Origin of the sequence: Neobacillus cucumis (assembly GCF_002860255.1) — a bacterium.
Classification (GTDB): domain Bacteria; phylum Bacillota; class Bacilli; order Bacillales; family Cytobacillaceae; genus Neobacillus; species Neobacillus cucumis_A.
This window is the reverse complement of the sequence record NZ_PGVE01000102.1, coordinates 1-19,322: the sequence shown is the minus strand read 5'-3', so window position 1 is coordinate 19,322 and position 19,322 is coordinate 1. Positions and strand designations below refer to the sequence as shown.

19 protein-coding genes are annotated in these 19,322 nt (G+C 37.3%); all 19 read left to right on the top strand.

What is annotated here, in order from left to right:
- Nucleotides 1-12 precede the first annotated feature (12 nt).
- The 19 genes from yqfC (at nucleotide 13) to CVD27_RS25710 (ending at nucleotide 19,133) form a co-directional block, all read left to right on the top strand.
- A complete protein-coding gene (yqfC, locus tag CVD27_RS25805; RefSeq protein ID WP_101651847.1) occupies nucleotides 13-312 on the top strand; it encodes a sporulation protein YqfC in 300 nt (99 codons plus the stop codon).
- A complete protein-coding gene (gene yqfD, locus CVD27_RS25800; RefSeq protein ID WP_101651845.1) occupies nucleotides 309-1,523 on the top strand; it encodes a sporulation protein YqfD in 1,215 nt (404 codons plus the stop codon). The genes yqfC and yqfD overlap by 4 nt, the downstream gene beginning before the upstream one ends.
- Entirely contained in the window at nucleotides 1,498-2,466 is a 969-nt protein-coding gene (locus CVD27_RS25795; protein ID WP_101651844.1) for a PhoH family protein, read from the top strand. Before yqfD ends, CVD27_RS25795 begins: the two co-directional genes overlap by 26 nt.
- A 181-nt stretch (nucleotides 2,467-2,647) precedes the next feature.
- The gene (locus CVD27_RS25790) at nucleotides 2,648-4,822 is read left to right on the top strand and encodes an HD family phosphohydrolase (protein ID WP_101651842.1); all 2,175 of its coding nucleotides are present in this window, start codon (nucleotides 2,648-2,650) and stop codon (nucleotides 4,820-4,822) included.
- A complete protein-coding gene (ybeY, locus tag CVD27_RS25785; RefSeq protein ID WP_101651841.1) occupies nucleotides 4,819-5,292 on the top strand; it encodes an rRNA maturation RNase YbeY in 474 nt (157 codons plus the stop codon). Before CVD27_RS25790 ends, ybeY begins: the two co-directional genes overlap by 4 nt.
- Nucleotides 5,276-5,659: a diacylglycerol kinase family protein gene (locus CVD27_RS25780; RefSeq protein WP_101651840.1), complete on the top strand. Its 384-nt coding sequence runs from the start codon at nucleotides 5,276-5,278 to the stop codon at nucleotides 5,657-5,659. Before ybeY ends, CVD27_RS25780 begins: the two co-directional genes overlap by 17 nt.
- A gap of 233 nt (nucleotides 5,660-5,892) precedes the next feature.
- On the top strand, nucleotides 5,893-6,276 hold the full coding sequence (locus tag CVD27_RS25775) for a cytidine deaminase (protein WP_374703109.1): 384 nt from the start codon (nucleotides 5,893-5,895) through the stop codon (nucleotides 6,274-6,276).
- Complete coding sequence (gene era, locus CVD27_RS25770) at nucleotides 6,266-7,186, top strand: GTPase Era (RefSeq protein ID WP_101651838.1); 921 nt, start codon at nucleotides 6,266-6,268, stop codon at nucleotides 7,184-7,186. Before CVD27_RS25775 ends, era begins: the two co-directional genes overlap by 11 nt.
- Before the next feature lie 158 nt (nucleotides 7,187-7,344).
- Nucleotides 7,345-7,488 carry a YqzL family protein gene (locus CVD27_RS25765; RefSeq protein ID WP_098529956.1) on the top strand — a complete coding sequence of 48 codons (144 nt, stop codon included), beginning with the start codon at nucleotides 7,345-7,347 and terminating at the stop codon, nucleotides 7,486-7,488.
- A gap of 35 nt (nucleotides 7,489-7,523) precedes the next feature.
- Nucleotides 7,524-8,276, top strand: coding sequence for a DNA repair protein RecO (gene recO, locus CVD27_RS25760; RefSeq protein ID WP_101651837.1), 753 nt, complete (start codon nucleotides 7,524-7,526; stop codon nucleotides 8,274-8,276).
- 303 nt (nucleotides 8,277-8,579) lie between these two features.
- Nucleotides 8,580-9,962, top strand: coding sequence for a glycine--tRNA ligase (locus CVD27_RS25755; protein WP_101651836.1), 1,383 nt, complete (start codon nucleotides 8,580-8,582; stop codon nucleotides 9,960-9,962).
- Nucleotides 9,963-10,082: 120 nt separating this feature from the next.
- Nucleotides 10,083-10,721, top strand: a complete 639-nt coding sequence (locus tag CVD27_RS25750; RefSeq protein WP_101651835.1) for a helix-turn-helix transcriptional regulator — start codon at nucleotides 10,083-10,085, stop codon at nucleotides 10,719-10,721.
- Nucleotides 10,722-10,746: 25 nt separating this feature from the next.
- Nucleotides 10,747-11,556, top strand: coding sequence for a pyruvate, water dikinase regulatory protein (locus CVD27_RS25745; protein WP_101651834.1), 810 nt, complete (start codon nucleotides 10,747-10,749; stop codon nucleotides 11,554-11,556).
- A 614-nt stretch (nucleotides 11,557-12,170) separates the two neighbouring features.
- A complete protein-coding gene (gene dnaG, locus CVD27_RS25735; RefSeq protein ID WP_101651833.1) occupies nucleotides 12,171-13,979 on the top strand; it encodes a DNA primase in 1,809 nt (602 codons plus the stop codon).
- Between the two features lie 41 nt (nucleotides 13,980-14,020).
- Nucleotides 14,021-15,151: an RNA polymerase sigma factor RpoD gene (gene rpoD, locus CVD27_RS25730; protein ID WP_101651832.1), complete on the top strand. Its 1,131-nt coding sequence runs from the start codon at nucleotides 14,021-14,023 to the stop codon at nucleotides 15,149-15,151.
- A gap of 382 nt (nucleotides 15,152-15,533) precedes the next feature.
- Complete coding sequence (locus CVD27_RS25725) at nucleotides 15,534-16,673, top strand: acyl-CoA dehydrogenase family protein (protein WP_101651831.1); 1,140 nt, start codon at nucleotides 15,534-15,536, stop codon at nucleotides 16,671-16,673.
- Between the two features lie 193 nt (nucleotides 16,674-16,866).
- On the top strand, nucleotides 16,867-17,235 hold the full coding sequence (gene cccA, locus CVD27_RS25720) for a cytochrome c550 (protein WP_101651829.1): 369 nt from the start codon (nucleotides 16,867-16,869) through the stop codon (nucleotides 17,233-17,235).
- 76 nt (nucleotides 17,236-17,311) lie between these two features.
- Complete coding sequence (locus CVD27_RS25715; RefSeq protein ID WP_101651827.1) at nucleotides 17,312-18,040, top strand: tRNA (adenine(22)-N(1))-methyltransferase; 729 nt, start codon at nucleotides 17,312-17,314, stop codon at nucleotides 18,038-18,040.
- Complete coding sequence (locus tag CVD27_RS25710; protein ID WP_101651825.1) at nucleotides 18,018-19,133, top strand: Nif3-like dinuclear metal center hexameric protein; 1,116 nt, start codon at nucleotides 18,018-18,020, stop codon at nucleotides 19,131-19,133. Before CVD27_RS25715 ends, CVD27_RS25710 begins: the two co-directional genes overlap by 23 nt.
- The last annotated feature ends 189 nt before the right edge of the window (nucleotides 19,134-19,322 follow it).

Below are 19,322 nucleotides of genomic sequence, written 5' to 3'. Positions count from 1 at the left end.
GGGTTCTTTTTTATGGCAAAAAAATGGGGCCAGCGTGTTCGAAATTGGATGGCTAATAAAATGGATCTTCCTCAAGATGTCATGATGGATCTTCCTCGAATAACAATGATTGGACAAATCCATATTTATGTGGAAAATCACCGCGGCCTGCTTTCATTTACTGATAAAGAACTCCGTTTGTTGTTAAAACAGGGCCAATTATTAATTAAAGGTAAGGGTTTTGTAATTAAGACCATCTTACCCGAAGAAATTTTATTGGAAGGAAAAATAGATCAGGTCATTTATATAAATGATGTAGGAGGAACAAAATGAAGAACCAGTGGATTGAATTCCTATATGGCAGAGTTACAGTTAGAGTATCCGGCAAAGGTCTTGAACGGTTTTTAAATGCTTTAACAAAGAACGGTTTACATATTTGGAATGTTAAACGCCATGGGACTGAGACGATCACTTTTAAAATGCGTGTCCAGGATGCCCTCAAAATAAGAAGATTTGCCAGAAAGAGTGATTGCAAAATCTCTTTCTTACAGAGGAGCGGGTTGCCATTTTTGTTAAAAAGGTTGTGGAAAAACAGCGGCTTTATGCTAGGAGCCGCCGCCTTTTTATTTATTATTCTGCTCCTGTCTAACATGGTTTGGGGGATAGAAATTAAGGGGGCTAAACCAGCCACTGAGTATCAAATTCGCAAAGAATTGGACAAGATGGGAGTGAAAATCGGAAAAGTGCAATTCTTTGTTGAAAACGTTGAAGGCATTCAAAGACAATTGACCAATAATATTGGGGCATTAACCTGGGTTGGTGTGGAGTTAAAGGGGACAACCTACCACCTGCAAGTGGTTGAAAAAAATGAGCCAAAAAAACCGGAACATTTATCACCGCAGAATCTCATTGCTAAAAAGAAGGCGATCATTGTAAAAATGTTTGTGGAAAGCGGTCAAAAGGTTGTTGATATTAATGACCATGTTGAAAAAGGACAATTACTGGTTTCAGGAGCGTTTGGTCAAGAAGAAAATCCCGAAGTAACCGCTGCTAAAGGTGAAGTATGGGGAGAAACTTGGTATAAAAGCCATGTTGAGCTTCCATTGGTGACCAAATTTAACGTGTATAATGGCAAGGAGGAGCAAAAACATTCGCTCTTAATAGGAAACCTGGAGGTGCCTATATGGGGCTTTGGTAAACCCGAATTTAAGCATTATGAGATTGAGAAGAATGTGCATAAAGTTCGATTTTTAAAATGGGATTTGCCTATTTCTTATATAAATAAAACGATACGTGAAAGGGAAGTGTACCAACGGACTTATTCAAATAGTGAAGCTGAAAAAATGGCATTAGAACTTGCAAAAAAACAAATAAAAAGCACCTTAGATGAAGATGCTATGATAAAAGATGAAAAAATTTTACACAAGGCAATGGAAAATGGTAAAGTTAAACTGGATATCCATTTTAAGATAATTGAAAACATTGCAGTCGGACAACCGATTTCCAAGGAGATACCTGATGACAGAGAAATTAACAACGATTAATGTACAGTTAGAAAATCCAGCCGAAGCTATTACGCTGCTGGGAAATTCTGATCAGAACCTAAAAATAATTGAAGAAGAACTTAAAGTCTCAATTATAACCAGAGGAGAATCTGTCAGCTTATCTGGTGATGAAGATAAAGTTATTATGGCAGGAGAAATAATAGACAGATTAATCTTTGTAATACGAAAAGGCATAAATATAAGTCAACGGGACGTACTTTATGCCATTCAAATGGCTCAAAAAGGCACTCTTGATTATTTTGTGAATTTATATGATGAAGAAATCGGCAAGAATGTTAAGGGTAAAACTATTCGAATTAAGACGCTTGGGCAGAGGCACTATGTGACTGCGATTAAGAAAAATGATCTTGTTTTTGGAATTGGGCCAGCCGGCACAGGTAAAACCTATCTTGCAGTCGTCATGGCTGTTAACGCTCTAAAAACAGGACAAGTGAATAGAATTATATTAACCAGACCCGCAGTAGAAGCTGGTGAAAGCCTCGGTTTTTTACCAGGGGACTTGAAAGAAAAGGTTGACCCATATTTAAGACCCCTTTATGATGCTTTAAATGATGTTTTAGGGGCAGAGCATACTCAAAGATTAATTGAACGTGGTACCATCGAAATCGCTCCCCTTGCCTATATGAGGGGCCGTACATTGGATGATGCCTTTGTTATTTTAGATGAAGCACAAAATACTACTCATGCACAAATGAAAATGTTCTTAACTAGGCTCGGATTTGGTTCGAAAATGGTCATTACAGGTGACCAAACACAAATTGATTTACCAAAAGGTGCTAAATCAGGATTAATTGTTGCAGAAGAAATTTTGCAGCATGTACGAGGGATTTCATTTATCTTTTTAGAACAAGGTGATGTGGTTCGACATCCGCTCGTCGGCAGAATTATTGAAGCCTACGAAAAAAAGGGAAATCAAAATTAGAAAATGGGGGTAAACCTTATCGGTTTATCCCTTTTTCCATAATTAAACAAAAACTTCTTTTTAAGAGCGTGAAATTTTTCTTATAAACTGATATGATTTTACATAAAGTGCATTTAAAGGTCGTATTATGTTATTCTTTTCCTATAACAATGTTGGATGGGCCGTGTTTGGGGGGATTTCGTTGGATAAAATACAGCAGAACTTCATACGGATACGTAAATTACTTGATATAACTTTTTTTCGTGTTTTATTTTTTATCGTACTAGGAATTGTATTGGTTGGTGCAATGTACAACAATGTGAAACCTGAAAAACTTGAGTTAAGCTTGTTCTCAGTAGCTGAAAAAACAATACGTTCACCCGCAACAGTAGAGGATAAGGAAAGTACCGAAAATAAACGTAGAGATGCCATTAACCAGGTGCAGCCTGTATATTCTTTGAAAAATGAATATACCCAAAATCGAGTGGATTTAATTACATCCATATTTCAAGCAGCTATAGAGCTCAATAATGAAATTAAAGAAGAGGTAAAAAAACAAGAAGAAGCAGGAAAGGAAAATACAACTTCAGATGAACCAAGTGATTCAGAAAAAGAGTCACAATTAAAAGCTAAACTAACCCCTAGTGTTTCAAAAGAACTTTCTAATCAAGTTTTTACAGCCTTAATTCATGCTAACAATGATGATTTGGCCATTGCGAAAGATTTAACGGTTACGGCCATAAATAATGTCATGACCAAAAGAATTTCTGCAGATGAAGTAGAAAATGCTAAGAAAAGGGTAGAGGAAGAATTAAAGTATACTACCTTACATGATGATTTAAAATTAGCTGCAATTGACTTAGGCCGATATGCTGTTATCCAAAATGAGTTCTATGATCCAAATGCAACCGAAGAACTTAGACAGCAGGCAGCAGAAAGTGTTGAGCCTGTAAAAATCCTGCAGGGGCAAATCATTGCGGAAGAAGGGGAATTAATTAATCAGGATATCTATCGACAATTAAAGTTAGTCGGTCTTATAAACAATGATCATTCCTATAAGCCGTTTATTGGTTTGGTAGTTCTTATCACTATCATACTTTCAGGCATCTATTACTATTTTTATCAAATGAAATCACTTCCTGAAAAGCGGCAAACCTACCTATTATTGTTCGGGCTTATTTTCATGCTCTCCACTTTTATTATGAAAATTATTAGTCTGCTGCAAGTTTTTAATTTTGAAGGAATCGGCTATATTTTCCCCGCTGCATTGGGGGGAATGCTAATTAAAATACTTATCGATGAAAAGCTTGCTATTTTCATGTCCATCCTTATGGCCGTTTGTGGAAGTATTCTTTTTAATGAAGGAATTACAGGAACACTAAATTTTTCAATAGGTATTTATATTCTTTTCAGCAGCATTTCAGCAATTCTGTTCTTAAACAGTCAGAATCGCCGATCAAAAATTCTTCAAGCCGGTACTTTTGCCGCCATTATCAATGTGTTGACGATTGGTGCTTTCATGATGCTGCCTAATGGACAGTACTCTGGGATTGAGTACGGCTATTATCTTATTACTGCTCTTGTGTCTGGAATTAGTTCTGCTGTCTTAACTCTTGGATTATTACCTTTCTTTGAAGCAAGCTTTGGAATCCTTTCATCCATTAGACTGATTGAGCTGTCGAACCCGAACCATCCACTTCTTAGAAAAATTTTAATGGAGGCTCCGGGAACCTATCATCATAGCGTGATGGTCGCTAATTTAGCTGAATCTGCCTGTGAAGCGATTGGGGCAAATGGACTTTTGGCAAGGGTGGGAAGTTATTACCATGATATTGGGAAAACCAAAAGACCGAACTTCTTTATTGAAAATCAAATACATCATGATAATCCTCATGACAGGCTGCCTCCTGAAAAAAGTGCCCCTATTATCATTGCGCATGTAGTAGATGGTGCGGCCATTTTAAGGAAATACCATATGCCGAAAGAAATAATTGACATTGCAGAGCAGCACCATGGGACAACTTTGCTAAAGTTCTTTTATCATAAAGCACTTCAAGATGACTCGGATAGTAAAGAAACGGACTTTCGCTATCCGGGCCCGAAAGCACAGACTAAGGAGTCAGCAATTGTGGGAATTGCTGACAGCGTTGAGGCTGCTGTACGTTCCTTATCCCAGCCTACCCCAGAATTAATTGAGTCTCTCGTTAAGAAAATCGTGGCTGACCGTCTTGAGGATGGGCAATTAAATGAATGTGATATCACCATGAAAGAAATTGAAATTGTCTCCCATACATTATGTGAGACTTTAAAAGGGATTTTTCATTCAAGGATAGAGTATCCAGAATTAACAAAAACAAAGCAGGTGAAGCAAGCATGACATTACTTATAGATAGTGTGGATGAAACGAATGAATTAACAGAGCAGCAAATGCTCGATATTGAAAGATTAATAAATTTTGCTGCCAAAAAACAGGGGATTGAAGAACATAGTGAGGTATCGGTAACTTTTGTTTCGAATGAAAAGATTCAAGAAATTAACCGCGAGTATCGCGATAAAGACACCGCCACTGACGTTATTTCTTTTGCAATGGAAGAGCTTGGAGAGGGAGAGGTAGAATTAACTGGGGAGGTTGATATGCCTCGTGTTTTAGGCGATATTATTATATCTATTCCGAGAGCAAAAGAGCAGGCTGAGGAATACGGCCATTCATTTGAACGTGAATTGGGTTTTTTAGCTGTTCATGGTTTCCTTCATCTCTTAGGTTTTGACCACATGACAGAAGAGGATGAAAAGGAAATGTTTACATTGCAAAAGGAAATTTTAAACGAATATGGACTCACTCGATAAAGGTAAAAAGAATCCAATATTGAGTTCCTTTTCGTATGCTGTTATTGGAATCTTGACGGCTATTAAAGCAGAAAGAAATATGCGATTCCATCTGATAAGTTCCCTTATCGCAATAGGTTTGTCCATTTATTTTTCAATTACCAAAATCGAGTGGCTCTTTATACTATTTGCGATCGGGGGAATGTTTGCTTTGGAATTAATTAATACAGCCATTGAAAGGGTAGTTGATCTAGTAACAACGGAGTATCATCCTTTTGCTAAACAAGCGAAAGATATTGCTGCTGGAGCAGTTTTCATTTATGCAATACTATCTGCCATTGCGGGCATTTTAATCTTTATGCCTTATGTATTAAAGCCGTTCCAATAAAGAAAAAGTTATCTTACTTTAATAAATTTGAAAAGAGAAATTATTTTCGGTAAAATAACTAAAATAATTTGTTTTGAGCAGACAAGTTACATTATGAGAAAATTCAAATTTTTTAAAATTTTATATTACTTTTTCGCTACAAGTAATGATTTTCTCATCTTTTTGAGGTAAAATAAAGAAACAGCAGAAACTTGCTGGAAGGGAAGACGTTTTTTGTGAACATTGAACAACTAATGGAAGAAGCAAAAAAAGCAAGAGAGAAAGCTTATGTTCCCTACTCAAAGTTTGGAGTGGGAGCAGCATTATTAACAACAGATGGAAAAGTATATCATGGCTGTAATATAGAAAATGCCGCATACAGTATGTGCAATTGCGCAGAACGTACAGCCCTTTTTAAAGCTTATTCTGAAGGTGACAGAGATTTTCAAATGATGGCCGTTGTTGCTGATACAGAGCGCCCTTGTTCACCATGTGGTGCATGCAGGCAGGTAATATCTGAACTATGCCCAAGTGACATGAAGGTAATTTTAACTAACCTAAAAGGCGATGTTCAAGAGATCACAGTAGCTGAATTGCTGCCGGGTGCCTTTTCTCCGGAGGATTTACATGCAAAATAAAGGGAATGAAAACGGATACAAATCAGGTTTTATATCAATTATTGGTCGGCCGAATGTGGGGAAATCGACCTTCCTAAATCGGGTTATTGGTCAAAAAATTGCTATTATGAGTGATAAACCGCAAACCACGAGAAACAAAATACAAGGTGTATTGTCTCTTCCTGATGCCCAAATGATATTTATTGATACTCCAGGTATCCATAAACCAAAACACAAATTGGGCGACTTTATGATGAAAGTAGCACAAAATACGCTAAAAGAAGTTGATTTAATTTTATTTATGGTAAATGCCGAAGAAGGATTTGGACGTGGGGAAGAGTTTATATTGGAAAAATTCCAATCTGTAAATACCCCTATCTTTCTCGTAATTAATAAAATTGACCAAATTCATCCTGATGAATTGCTGCCTATTATTGAATCATATAAAGAAAAATACGACTTTAAAGAAATTGTTCCTATTTCCGCATTGGAAGGAAACAATGTCGAAAGATTATTAGATCAAATCAAAGTATTCCTACCAGAAGGCCCGCAATATTATCCAGCTGATCAAGTAACCGATCATCCGGAGAGATTTATTATTACAGAGCTAATAAGGGAAAAAGCGCTGCATTTAACTCGGGAAGAAATTCCCCATTCTTTAGCAGTTGTCCTTGATAAAATGGAACGGCAGCCAAATAAGGATATTATACATGTCATGGCAACAGTCATTGTTGAACGAGATTCCCAAAAGGGAATAATTATCGGTAAACAAGGGAGCATGCTTAAGGAAATAGGAAAACGCGCTCGTGTCGATATTGAAAATCTCCTTGGCTCCAAAGTATTTTTGGAGCTTTGGGTAAAAGTTCAAAAAGATTGGCGAAATAGAATGTCCCAACTCCGTGATTATGGCTTCAATGAAGATGAATACTAATCTAAACCCTAATTAAAATATTAACTTTTAATCAAGATTATGCATGGACAACATTAACAATTATTTCGTCTTATATTTTGGCAAAGGCAGGCTATGATAATTATAAGGTTTGGGATTTAACATTAAGCTAGTCTAAATAATGAAAGGTGGGGTTTTCGATGATGGATTTTACGTGGAAAGTATTCCTACAGACAGGTAATATTGACACATATCTTCTCTTCAAGGAACTTGAGAAGGAAAACCAAGAAATACCCGGAAATCAGAATGAAGATCTAGCACAAATTGATTTTCCCGTTTCATAAGTTTGTTTTCGCTTGTATGTTAGAAGGTGACAAAAATGCTTAAGAAATATGAAGGCATTGTCATTAGAACGACAGATTATGGTGAAACCAATAAAATAGTAACGATATATACTAGGGAAGGTGGTAAGATTGGTGTTATGGCTAGAGGAGCCAAAAAGCCAAATAGCCGCCTTTCCTCTATTTCTCAGCTGTTTACTCATGGGTATTTTCTCTTGCAAACAGGTTCTGGTTTAGGGAGCCTCCAGCAAGGAGAAATCAATACTTCTTTCCGCTCCATAGCAGAAGATATCTTTTTAACAGCCTATGCCAGTTATATTGTTGAACTGACAGATAGATGTACGGAAGATAAAAAAACAAACCCTTTTCATTTTGAGTTGCTTTATCAGACTTTAAATTATATGAATGAAGGCTTTGACCCTGATATTCTTATGAATATATACGAGATGAAAATGTTAAATGTATTGGGGCTATACCCAATCCTAGATAAATGCTCTGTTTGCGGAAGCACGGATGGACATTTTTCATTTTCGATTAGGGAAGGCGGTTTTATCTGTCATCGCTGTCTTGGAAAAGATCCATACCATTTTCCATTATTGCCAGCAACTGTTAAATTATTACGTCTATTTTATTATTTTGATCTTTCAAGATTAGGAAATATTTCAGTTAAAGAAGAAACAAAGGCTGAATTAAAAAAAATTATTACTGCTTACTATGATGAGTATTCTGGTCTTCATCTCAAATCTAAAAAGTTTCTTAATTCGATGGATCATTTTCGCAATCTGTTATAATTGCCTTGTTGACAATGTTAAAAGTTTTCGATACTATTTCTATAATAAAATATTTGCTGTGACGGAAAGTAGTAATTAGATCTCTCTATAAAAGCGAACCTAGGGCGGTGTGAGCTAGGGTATAGAGCACTAATGAAGGCGTTCCTGAGCAATCGTAAACAAGGAGGCTGCTCATCAGCAGCAAATAGGGTGGAACCGCGGGTAACTCTCGTCCCTATGCTTAGTAAAAGCATAGAGACGGGAGTTTTTTATTTTAGCCTTCAAACTTCCACTTTTAATTCTTTTTAGAAGGAGAGATTAACAATGGGTGTAACAATGGAACAAATCGTTTCACACGCGAAACACAGAGGATTTATTTTTCCAGGCTCAGAAATTTATGGAGGTCTAGCTAATACTTGGGATTATGGTCCATTAGGTGTTGAATTTAAAAATAATATTAAACAGGCTTGGTGGAAAAAATTTGTTCAAGAGTCTGCCTATAATGTCGGTTTAGATGCAAGTATTCTGATGAATCCAAGAACTTGGGAAGCATCTGGTCATATTGGAAACTTTAATGACCCTATGATTGACTGTAAAAACTGTAAAGCCCGCCACCGTGCGGATAAACTAATTGAAAATGCACTTGATGAAAAAGGAATTGAATTAGTGGTTGACGGTCTTCCATTTGAAAAAATGGAAGAATTGATTAAGGAACATAATATTGCGTGTCCTGACTGCGGCAGTCATGATTTTACAGGTATCAGGCAGTTTAATTTAATGTTTAAAACATTCCAAGGCGTAACAGAAACTAGTTCAAATGAAATATTTTTACGTCCAGAAACCGCTCAGGGTATTTTTGTTAATTTTAAAAATGTACAACGTACAATGAGAAAGAAAATACCGTTTGGTATAGCTCAAATTGGAAAAAGCTTCCGTAATGAAATTACCCCAGGTAATTTTACATTCCGTACTAGAGAGTTTGAACAAATGGAGCTTGAATTTTTCTGTCAACCTGGTGAGGAGCTTAAATGGTTTAACTATTGGAAGAATTTTGCGGAAAACTGGTTATTATCTTTGGGGCTTACAAAGGAAAATATCAGACTTCGTGATCATTCAGAGGATGAACTTTCTCATTACAGTAATGCAACTACAGATTTTGAATTTAAGTTCCCGTTTGGCTGGGGAGAATTATGGGGCGTTGCATCAAGAACAGATTATGATTTAAAGCAGCATATGGAGTTCTCAGGTGAAGACTTCCATTATCTCGATCCTGAAACGAATGAAAAATATGTACCGTATTGTATTGAGCCATCCCTTGGAGCCGACAGGGTAACTCTTGCTTTCTTAATCGATGCCTATGAGGAGGAACAGCTTGAAGACGGTACTTCTAGAACAGTGATGCATTTTCACCCTGCCTTAGCACCGTATAAAGCAGCAGTCCTGCCGTTATCGAAAAAACTTTCAGAAGAAGCTAGAGAGGTATTTGCTGAATTATCAAAACACTTTACGGTGGATTATGATGAAGCTGGTTCTATCGGTAAACGTTACCGTCGTCATGATGAAATTGGAACGCCATTCTGCATTACCTATGACTTTGACTCAAAAGAAGACAACATGGTTACAGTTCGTGACAGGGATACAATGGAACAAACAAGACTTCCTATCTCAGAATTGGCAGGCTTTTTACAAGAAAAGATGGTTTTCTAGAATAAAGGTGCGGATCTCCGCACCTTTTATCTATAGTCTCATAATTATTTAAAATTCAGAGTATGTAGTATATAATATTTCTTAATAAATATGTGGCAAAAAGTTATTGTATCTTTTTAGGTGGTGAGGACAATCGAACTGACTAAACGCCAGGAGCATATATTACAAATCGTTAAAGATAATGGCCCTATTACTGGTGAACAAATTGCTGACCAATTGAGTTTGACCCGTGCCACATTAAGGCCGGATTTGGCCATTCTAACCATGGCAGGATATTTAGATGCGCGCCCGAGAGTTGGCTATTTTTATACAGGCAAGTCAGGGGCTCAGTTATTGACAGAGAACCTTCAGAAAATCTTTGTATCTGATTACCAATCGATTCCTGTCGTAATAAGTGAAAGTGTTTCAGTTTACGATGCAATCTGTACTATGTTCCTTGAAGATGTTGGCACTTTATTTGTAGTAGATCAAAATTCCAGCTTAGTAGGTGTGCTATCAAGGAAAGATCTTCTGAGGGCAAGCATTGGGAAACAAGAACTTACAAGTATCCCTGTTAATATTATTATGACAAGGATGCCAAATATAACCATGTGTGAACGTGAGGATTTATTAATCGATGTTGCAAGGAAACTAATCGAAAAACAAATTGATGCTTTGCCTGTGGTTAAAAAATCTGATAAGGGTTATGAGGTTATAGGCAGAGTGACAAAAACGAATATTACAAAAGCCTTTTTGGCGTTAGGTGATGAGGAAAGATAATAGGAAATGGAGCTGACAAGAGAGAATGAGTACTCCAATCATTTATGTGGTTTCTGATTCAGTTGGAGAGACAGCTGAATTAGTTACGAAAGCTGCGATTAGCCAGTTCAATGGTTCTGGTTTGACATTAAAAAGATTTCCCTATGTTGAGGATAAAGAACATATAGATGAGGTATTATCACTGGTTTCCCATGATAAGGGCATGGTTGCCTACACACTTGTTAAACCCGATATGCGTACATATTTGAGGGAACGGGCCGATGAAGAGGGGATACAAGCAGTTGATTTAATCGGTCCTATCATTGATCAAATACAAATTTTTAGCGGCAAAAAGCCTTTATGTGAGCCTGGTTTGGTAAGGAAACTAGATGAGGACTATTTTAAAAAGGTAGAAGCTATCGAATTCGCAGTAAAATATGATGATGGACGAGACCCTAGAGGGCTTCTAAAGGCAGATATCGTTTTGATTGGGGTATCTAGAACCTCCAAAACACCGTTATCTCAGTATTTGGCGCATAAACGGTTAAAGGTGGCAAATGTTCCATTGGTTCCGGAAGTCGATCCGCCGGAAGAATTATATAAGGTTCCAATCGATCGATGCTTTGGATTGAAAATCAGCCCAGAAAAATTAAATAATATTAGAAGAGAACGATTGCTTTCACTTGGATTAAACGATCAAGCGAGCTATGCTAATATCGAACGTATAAAAGAAGAATTAACTTTTTTTGAGAAAATCGTTAAGAAAATTAAGTGCCCAGTGATTGATGTGACGAATAAGGCGGTGGAAGAGACCGCTAATGTCATTTTAAATTATATTCAAAAGGGGAGATCTTAACACATAATCAATCGATTATGTGTTTTTTCAAGAAGAAAAAATGAAAAAAAGTTATGGTAAAATGATAATGAATATACTATAATAAAAAATTGTGATAAAAATATATCTTTTTAGGTTTAGAGTTGCATTGGAACGAATAAACTATTTATTGTTAGATGTCAAGGCAGCTTCCTAAAAAAAATTCGACATAAATCCTTTTTATAAAAGTTATCTCTTTAAGAAGGAATATGCGGAGTGATGTAGAATTTATACTTATGGAAAAGGCAAACCGGCTATTTTGTCGATGCAGATTCTTGCCCGGTCAAAGAGGAAATTGTCGAAATCGCATCCGAATTTTCCGTAGACGTTTATTTTGTTGCTTCCTTTGATCATCATGTGAGAGAAAAAAATTACATATGCCACCTGCAATTATATTGATTCAGGTAAGGAAGCTGCGGCCTGTATATGTTTAACCATGCAGGTTATTAGAAGAGGAGAATCTGGAAAAGGATCAAAACCTTATCAATCTGAGGATCGAGCAAGATTTGTGATGAAATTAACAAAAATTTTGTCGAAATTTGCAGGAATTTAACAATTGCCTGCCGAATACCTGTAGTACAAATGGAGTTGTTTTCATGGCAGACCTTATTGCCGAAGAAAAGATTGACCAAATTCGTCAGTCTGTTGATATTGTCGAGATAATCAGCGACTATGTTCAACTGAAAAAACAGGGGCGAAATTACTTCGGATTATGTCCATTCCATGGAGAGAGCACCCCATCATTTTCAGTATCACCTGACAAACAAATCTTCCATTGTTTTGGTTGTGGAGCGGGAGGAAATGCATTCTCTTTTTTAATGGAGCTGGAAGGAGTATCATTTCAAGAGGCAGCCATTAAACTAGCAGCGAAGGTAAATATTGATTTAGGAATTAACATGCCGCAAGAAAGAGGCGGCAAGAAAGTTTCCAAAGAGCTTCAAGCGATGATGGACGCCCATGAGCTATTAAGGAAATTTTACCACCATCTCTTGGTAAATACAAAAGAAGGTCAGCATGCCTTGGAGTATTTATTGAACAGAGGTTTTACTCAAGAATCGATTGATAAGTTTCAAATCGGGTATTCATTAAATTCATGGGACTTTGTTTATAAATTTCTTACAAAAAGGGATTTTTTACCTGAATGGATGGAAAAGGCCGGTTTAATTATCAAACGAGAACGAGATGGGACATATTTTGATCGGTTTAGAGATCGGATCATGTTTCCCATTTTTGACCGTCACGGTAATACGATTGCTTTTTCAGGGAGATCACTTGGGGCCGATGAGCCAAAATATCTAAATAGTCCCGAGACAGCAATCTTTAATAAAAGTAAAATTTTATATAATTATCACTTGGCTAAGCCAAGTATAAAAAAAATGCAGTATGCTGTCTTATTTGAGGGATTTGCCGATGTAATTGCTGCAGACCGGGCTGGCGTAGAAAATGGTATTGCCACGATGGGCACAGCTTTAACAGATGAGCATATCACTCTACTTAGGCAAAATGTTCAAACAATTACTATTTGTTATGATTCCGATAAAGCGGGTATCGAGGCTGCTTACCGGGCAGGAAACCATCTTCACGAAGCTGGTTTTCAAATAAAAGTAGCCATGATGACAGATGGGCTGGATCCTGATGAATATATTCAAAAGAATGGTGAAGATAAGTTCCGCAATGAAGTAATTGGCGCGAGTTTAACCTGGATGGCCTTTAAATTTCTCTACTTCCGCCGTGGAAAAAACCTTCAGCTTGAAGGAGAACAGCTCGCTTACATCGAACAGATTATAAAGGAAATCAGCAAACTTGATAATGCTGTTGAACGGGATCATTACCTAAGGCAGTTGGCTGCAGAGTTTTCTCTTTCTTTGGAGGCATTAAAACAACAACAAAAACAAATCTATTTTGCCGAAAAAAGAAAAACAAATGGTAACAAAGAAGTACCTGCTAAGCCTTTGTTAATTGTAAAGCCTGCTGAAGAACTGAAACCGGCATATATAACGGCTGAGAGGCGTTTAATAGCCCATATGCTAAAAAATCGTGATGTAGCGTATAAGGTTCAGGAATTACTTGCAGGACAGACGTTTAATAAAGATGAACATCAGGCAATAATAACATATCTGTTAGCATTTTTTGAAGATCACTTAGAACCTAATACCAGCGCATTTTTGACCTATATTCAAGATGATAATCTTAGAAGATCAGTTGCTGACATCGAAATGATGTCAATAAATGATGAGCTGACAAATCAAGAATTAACTGATTATATCAAACAGGTGTTGAATTATCAAAAAATGTTAAAGATAAAAGAAAAAGAAGTAGAGCTAAAAGAAGCAGAACGAGAAAAAAACTTTAGTAAGGCCGCAGAGATTGCCCTAGAGATTAATCACTTGCGTAAATTGTTATAAATCTCATTTTATTGTCTTTGATTTTGGAAGGAGGGGGACATATGGCTGCAGAAAAATCAGCCCGTTCAAAAGAGGTTGAAAATGAATTAACCCTTGAACAAGTAAAAGACCAGTTAACTGAGCTGGGTAAAAAAATCGGTGTCCTTGCCTATGATGATATTGCTGAAAAGATGGCTAATTTTGATTTAGATTCTGACCAAATGGATGAATTTTATGAATCCTTAACTGAGCAAGGAATTGAATTAGTAGGCGAAAGTGATGAAGAAGATCCAGATATTAAGAAATTGGCTAAAGAAGACGATGAAGAATTCGATCTAAATGATCTTAGCGTTCCTCCGGGAGTTAAAATTAACGACCCTGTACGTATGTATTTAAAAGAAATTGGCCGTGTTGATCTGCTTTCTGCCGAAGAAGAAATAAAGCTTGCAAACCGAATTGAGGAAGGAGACGAAGAAGCAAAACGTCGTCTTGCCGAAGCGAACCTAAGACTTGTTGTAAGTATTGCAAAACGGTATGTTGGCCGAGGAATGTTGTTCCTTGATTTAATCCAGGAAGGAAATATGGGTCTAATTAAAGCCGTTGAGAAATTTGATTATCGTAAAGGCTTTAAATTTAGTACTTATGCTACTTGGTGGATTCGACAAGCGATTACGCGCGCAATTGCTGACCAAGCAAGAACGATTCGTATTCCTGTTCATATGGTGGAAACAATCAATAAGCTAATCCGAGTTCAACGTCAGCTACTTCAGGATCTTGGCCGCGAACCAACACCTGAAGAAATTGGTGAAGATATGGATTTAACTCCTGATAAAGTTCGTGAAATCTTGAAAATCGCCCAAGAACCAGTCTCACTTGAAACACCTATTGGTGAAGAAGACGATTCACACTTAGGTGATTTTATTGAAGACCAAGATGCGACATCACCTTCTGAGCATGCAGCATATGAATTATTAAAAGAACAATTAGAAGATGTTCTTGATACTTTAACAGATCGAGAAGAAAATGTTCTTAGACTTCGTTTTGGATTGGATGATGGACGAACTCGTACTCTTGAAGAGGTTGGGAAAGTCTTTGGTGTTACTCGTGAACGTATCCGCCAAATTGAAGCCAAAGCATTGCGGAAGTTACGCCATCCAAGCCGGAGCAAACGTTTAAAGGATTTCTTAGAATAACTGAATGTTGTGCATACTTATAGTTTACTTCTTAATTGAAGTGAACTATTTTTTTTGATAAAAACGGAAACCATTTTCCAATGAAAGCACTTTCTGTATTTGTTATTTTACTGAATTGTCTCTCATTTTGCAAATAGGCTTTTGTGAATCTTTCCTGAATTTTTGACTATTTTACTTTTTTACAAAAGAAAAAAGGGGCACTGCCAATAGTTTAACCGTACTTTATATCGGAAAAAAATTTCTTTCCCATCCTTGTTCATGGAATTGACACTTATATTTGGATAACATAATATATTTTTTATTTTTAAATTGTTGGGAATTATTCAAAAATACCATATAATAAAAAAGAAAGCGTATACAATGTTGTTTTAGGGGGATGGAGATGAATTTTGACTTAACATCTGAACAACAAATGATCAAACAAACGATGCGGCAATTTGTAGAGGAAGAAGTGGCACCAGGTGCTGTAGATCGTGATCGAACAAAACGGTTTCCTATAGAGATTTTTAAAAAGCTAAGTGATATGGGGATGATGGGTCTTCCTTTTCCTGAAGAATATGGCGGCGGCGGAGCAGATACAATTAGTTTTGCCATCGTCGTCGAAGAACTAAGCAGGGGCTGTGGTTCTACAGGAATAACCTACTCTGCACATATTTCCTTAGGCGGTGCACCACTTAATATGTTTGGTACTGAGGAGCAAAAGCATAATTATTTAACTCCGATTTGTACCGGAGAATCATTAGGAGCTTTTGGTTTAACTGAACCTAATGCCGGATCGGATGCTGGAGGCACAAAAACCTTTGCCAAAGAGGAAAATGGTCATTTTATTATAAATGGAAATAAGTGTTTCATTACGAATGCCAGTTATGCACAACATTTAGCATTAACCGCTGTGACAGGTGGAAAGGATGGAATAAAGGAGATTAGTGCGATTATTGTTCCCACAAGGGCGGAGGGTTTTACCGTTATTGATAATTATGAAAAGATGGGATTGAATGCCTCCAATACAACGGAGTTGGTGTTAGAGGATGTAAAAGTTCCTGTTGATAATCTTCTAGGGAAGCGTGGAGAGGGCTTTAGACAGTTTTTAATCACTTTAGATGGTGGACGTATCGGAATTGGTGCAATGGCTGTAGGTATCGCTCAGGGTGCATACGAGAGGGCTTTAGCATATGCCAAGGAAAGAAAGCAATTTGGTAAATCTATTTCTTCTTTTCAAGCTGTTCAATTTAAGCTTGCCGATATGGCGATGAAAATTGAGTTAGCACGAAACATGGTTTATAAAGCTGCATGGTTGAAAGACCAAGGCAGGCCGTTTTCAAAAGAAGCAGCAATGTGTAAGTTATACGCATCTGAAATCTGCATGGAAGTCACCGATCAAGCCGTTCAAATACATGGGGGATATGGTTATATGAAGGAATATCAGGTGGAAAGAATGATGCGTGATGCCAAGCTGCTCGAAATTGGAGAAGGGACATCGGAAGTACAAAGAATAGTTATCTCTCGCCTCATTGGCTGTTAATTATGAATACAGAATGCTCAAGAGGCAGAAAAAATAATTATTTATTTTTTTCTGCCTGTTTTTTCTATTTTATATAGATTATAGTGATAAAATAAGTTTAGGGCTTTTCCTTCTGTTATTTTTCAAGTAAAATAGTAGTTGTTTGTAGACTATTTATTTTTAACAAGCGTTCGTACATAAGGGAGGTAAGATCATGAAACGGAATCCGGTAATTCCTTACATTCTTGTCATGGTTTTTGGGATTGTATTAGTGTTTATTCTTTCCTTCAAAGGCCTGGGAGACATGAAAGAAATGGCCAAGGATAATGGGGAAGGAAAAGGCAGCGAGACAACAGAGGTTGCAGCAACAAAGCCAGAGGATATTTATAAGCAAACTTGTGTGGCCTGTCACGGGGATCAGTATCAAGGGGTAGTAGGTCCTACATTAAAGGGTGTTGGCAAAAAGTATTCTAAAGAAGAAATTGTCAACATCATCACAAAAGGAAAAGGCAACATGCCATCTGGTCTTGTTCCTCAAGAACAAGCAGAAGCAATGGCAGAATGGGTATCTAAAATCAAATAATAAAAAAGGTCCTTTGCATCAGTGAAGGACTTTTTTTATACTAAATTAAAAATACATAAATAAATGTGGTGGAATTTTGAATACAGATAAGTTATCAGTCCGTTTAACAAAAGTTGCAAACTATGTGCCAGAAGGGGCAAGAATGGCGGATATTGGGTCAGATCATGCGTATTTACCTTGTTATTTAGCAAAAAATTTAAAAATTTCATTTGCAATCGCAGGGGAAGTTGCTCAAGGACCATTTCAATCCGCAGAGAAAAATGTATTGGCAGAAGGACTGTCTGATAAAATTGTTGTTCGTATGGGCGATGGGCTGGAGGTTATTCAGCCTGGTGAGGTCGATTGTATTACGATTGCTGGAATGGGTGGAGCCCTTATCTCCAGTATCTTGGACAGTGGCAGAGATAAGCTGGATTCAGTTAAGCGGCTAGTATTACAACCCAATATTAGTGCAATCTCGATTCGAACATGGCTTTTAGCAAACAACTGGGAGTTAATTGCAGAAGAAATTATTGAGGAAGACTCAAAGATCTACGAGATTTTAGTAGCAGAAAAGGGAGACCCTGCTAAGCCGTACATGGAAAAGAAAGAAGAGGGGCTTTTATTAGGACCATTTCTTCTGAAGCAAAAGAATGAAACTTTTAAAAAGAAGTGGACATTGGAAAAGAAAAACTGGCAGCGGATTTACCAGGCTCTTGAAGGAGCCTCCGAGACGGCTGAAACAATTGAAAAAAGGAAAGAGCTGCTCGATAAAATAAGACAAGTAGGGGAGGTCCTGAATAGTGAAGAAACCGAACGGTCATGAAATCATCCAACTTTTCGAACAATTTTCTCCAAAGGGATTGGCCATGGAGGGGGATAAAATTGGCTTACAAATCGGGCGATTAAACAAAAGGGTTGAACGGGTAATGATTGCTCTTGATGTTCTTGAGAATGTCATTGATGAGGCGATAGAAAAAGATGTACAGCTTATTATTGCGCATCATCCAATGATCTATCGTCCTCTAAAAAACTTGTTAACCGATACTACTCAAGGGAAAATGATTGAAAAATTATTAAAACACGATATTGCTGTTTATGCAGCCCATACAAATTTAGATGTAGCCAAAGGCGGGGTAAATGATCTTTTGGCGGAGGCATTAGGCCTTGAGGATGCAGAAATATTGGTTCCTACATACGATATAAAGCTTAAAAAATTAGTTGTCTATGTTCCTTCTAGCCATGCAGAGGAAATGAGACAAGCATTGGGTAATGCTGGGGCCGGATCTATTGGTGAATATAGTCATTGTTCTTTTTCTTCCAATGGGACGGGAAGGTTTTTACCGGGAGAACATTCTACTCCGTATATTGGAAAGCCAGGTAAGCTAGAAGAGGTCGACGAAGTAAGAGTGGAAACCATTGTCCCCGAACCTATTCTAAAGAAAACCATTACAGCAATGATAAAAGCACATCCATATGAAGAGGTTGCCTATGATGTGTATCCTGTAGAGAATAAAAGTGACATTCTTGGCCTTGGACGAATCGGGAAAGTCAATGAAATGACATTAGCCGAATTTGCGGAGAAAGTGAAAACTTCATTAGAGGTGTCTAATGTTCGGGTTATAGGGGATTTAACCTCTATGGTTAAAAAGGTTGCAGTATTGGGCGGAGACGGAAATAAATACTTCATGAATGCTAAGTTTAAAGGTGCAGACGTGTATGTTACAGGGGATATCTATTATCACACAGCCCATGATGCGATGATGCAGGGGTTAAATATGATTGACCCAGGACATAATGTTGAAAAAGTGATGAAAAAAGGGGTTACTAAAGTCTTGCAAAGGTTGTGTCAAGATTCAGGTTACCAAGTAGACATTTTTCCATCGGAAGTAAATACAGATCCTTTTCAGTTTGTATAAAATTAATAAAAAGCAAAGAACCGGTCAAAAATGACACGGTTCTTTGCTTCGTGATAAGAAAGTATAAAAAATTTTCGACTTTGAGAATTATCCAGCTCCAGCGCCTAGCCCATCGATGGTCTACAGACAAGCCGTCCAAAAGGTTAAAGTGCAACCTTTCGGTCGACTCGTCTTATGCTTGTCGGGGCT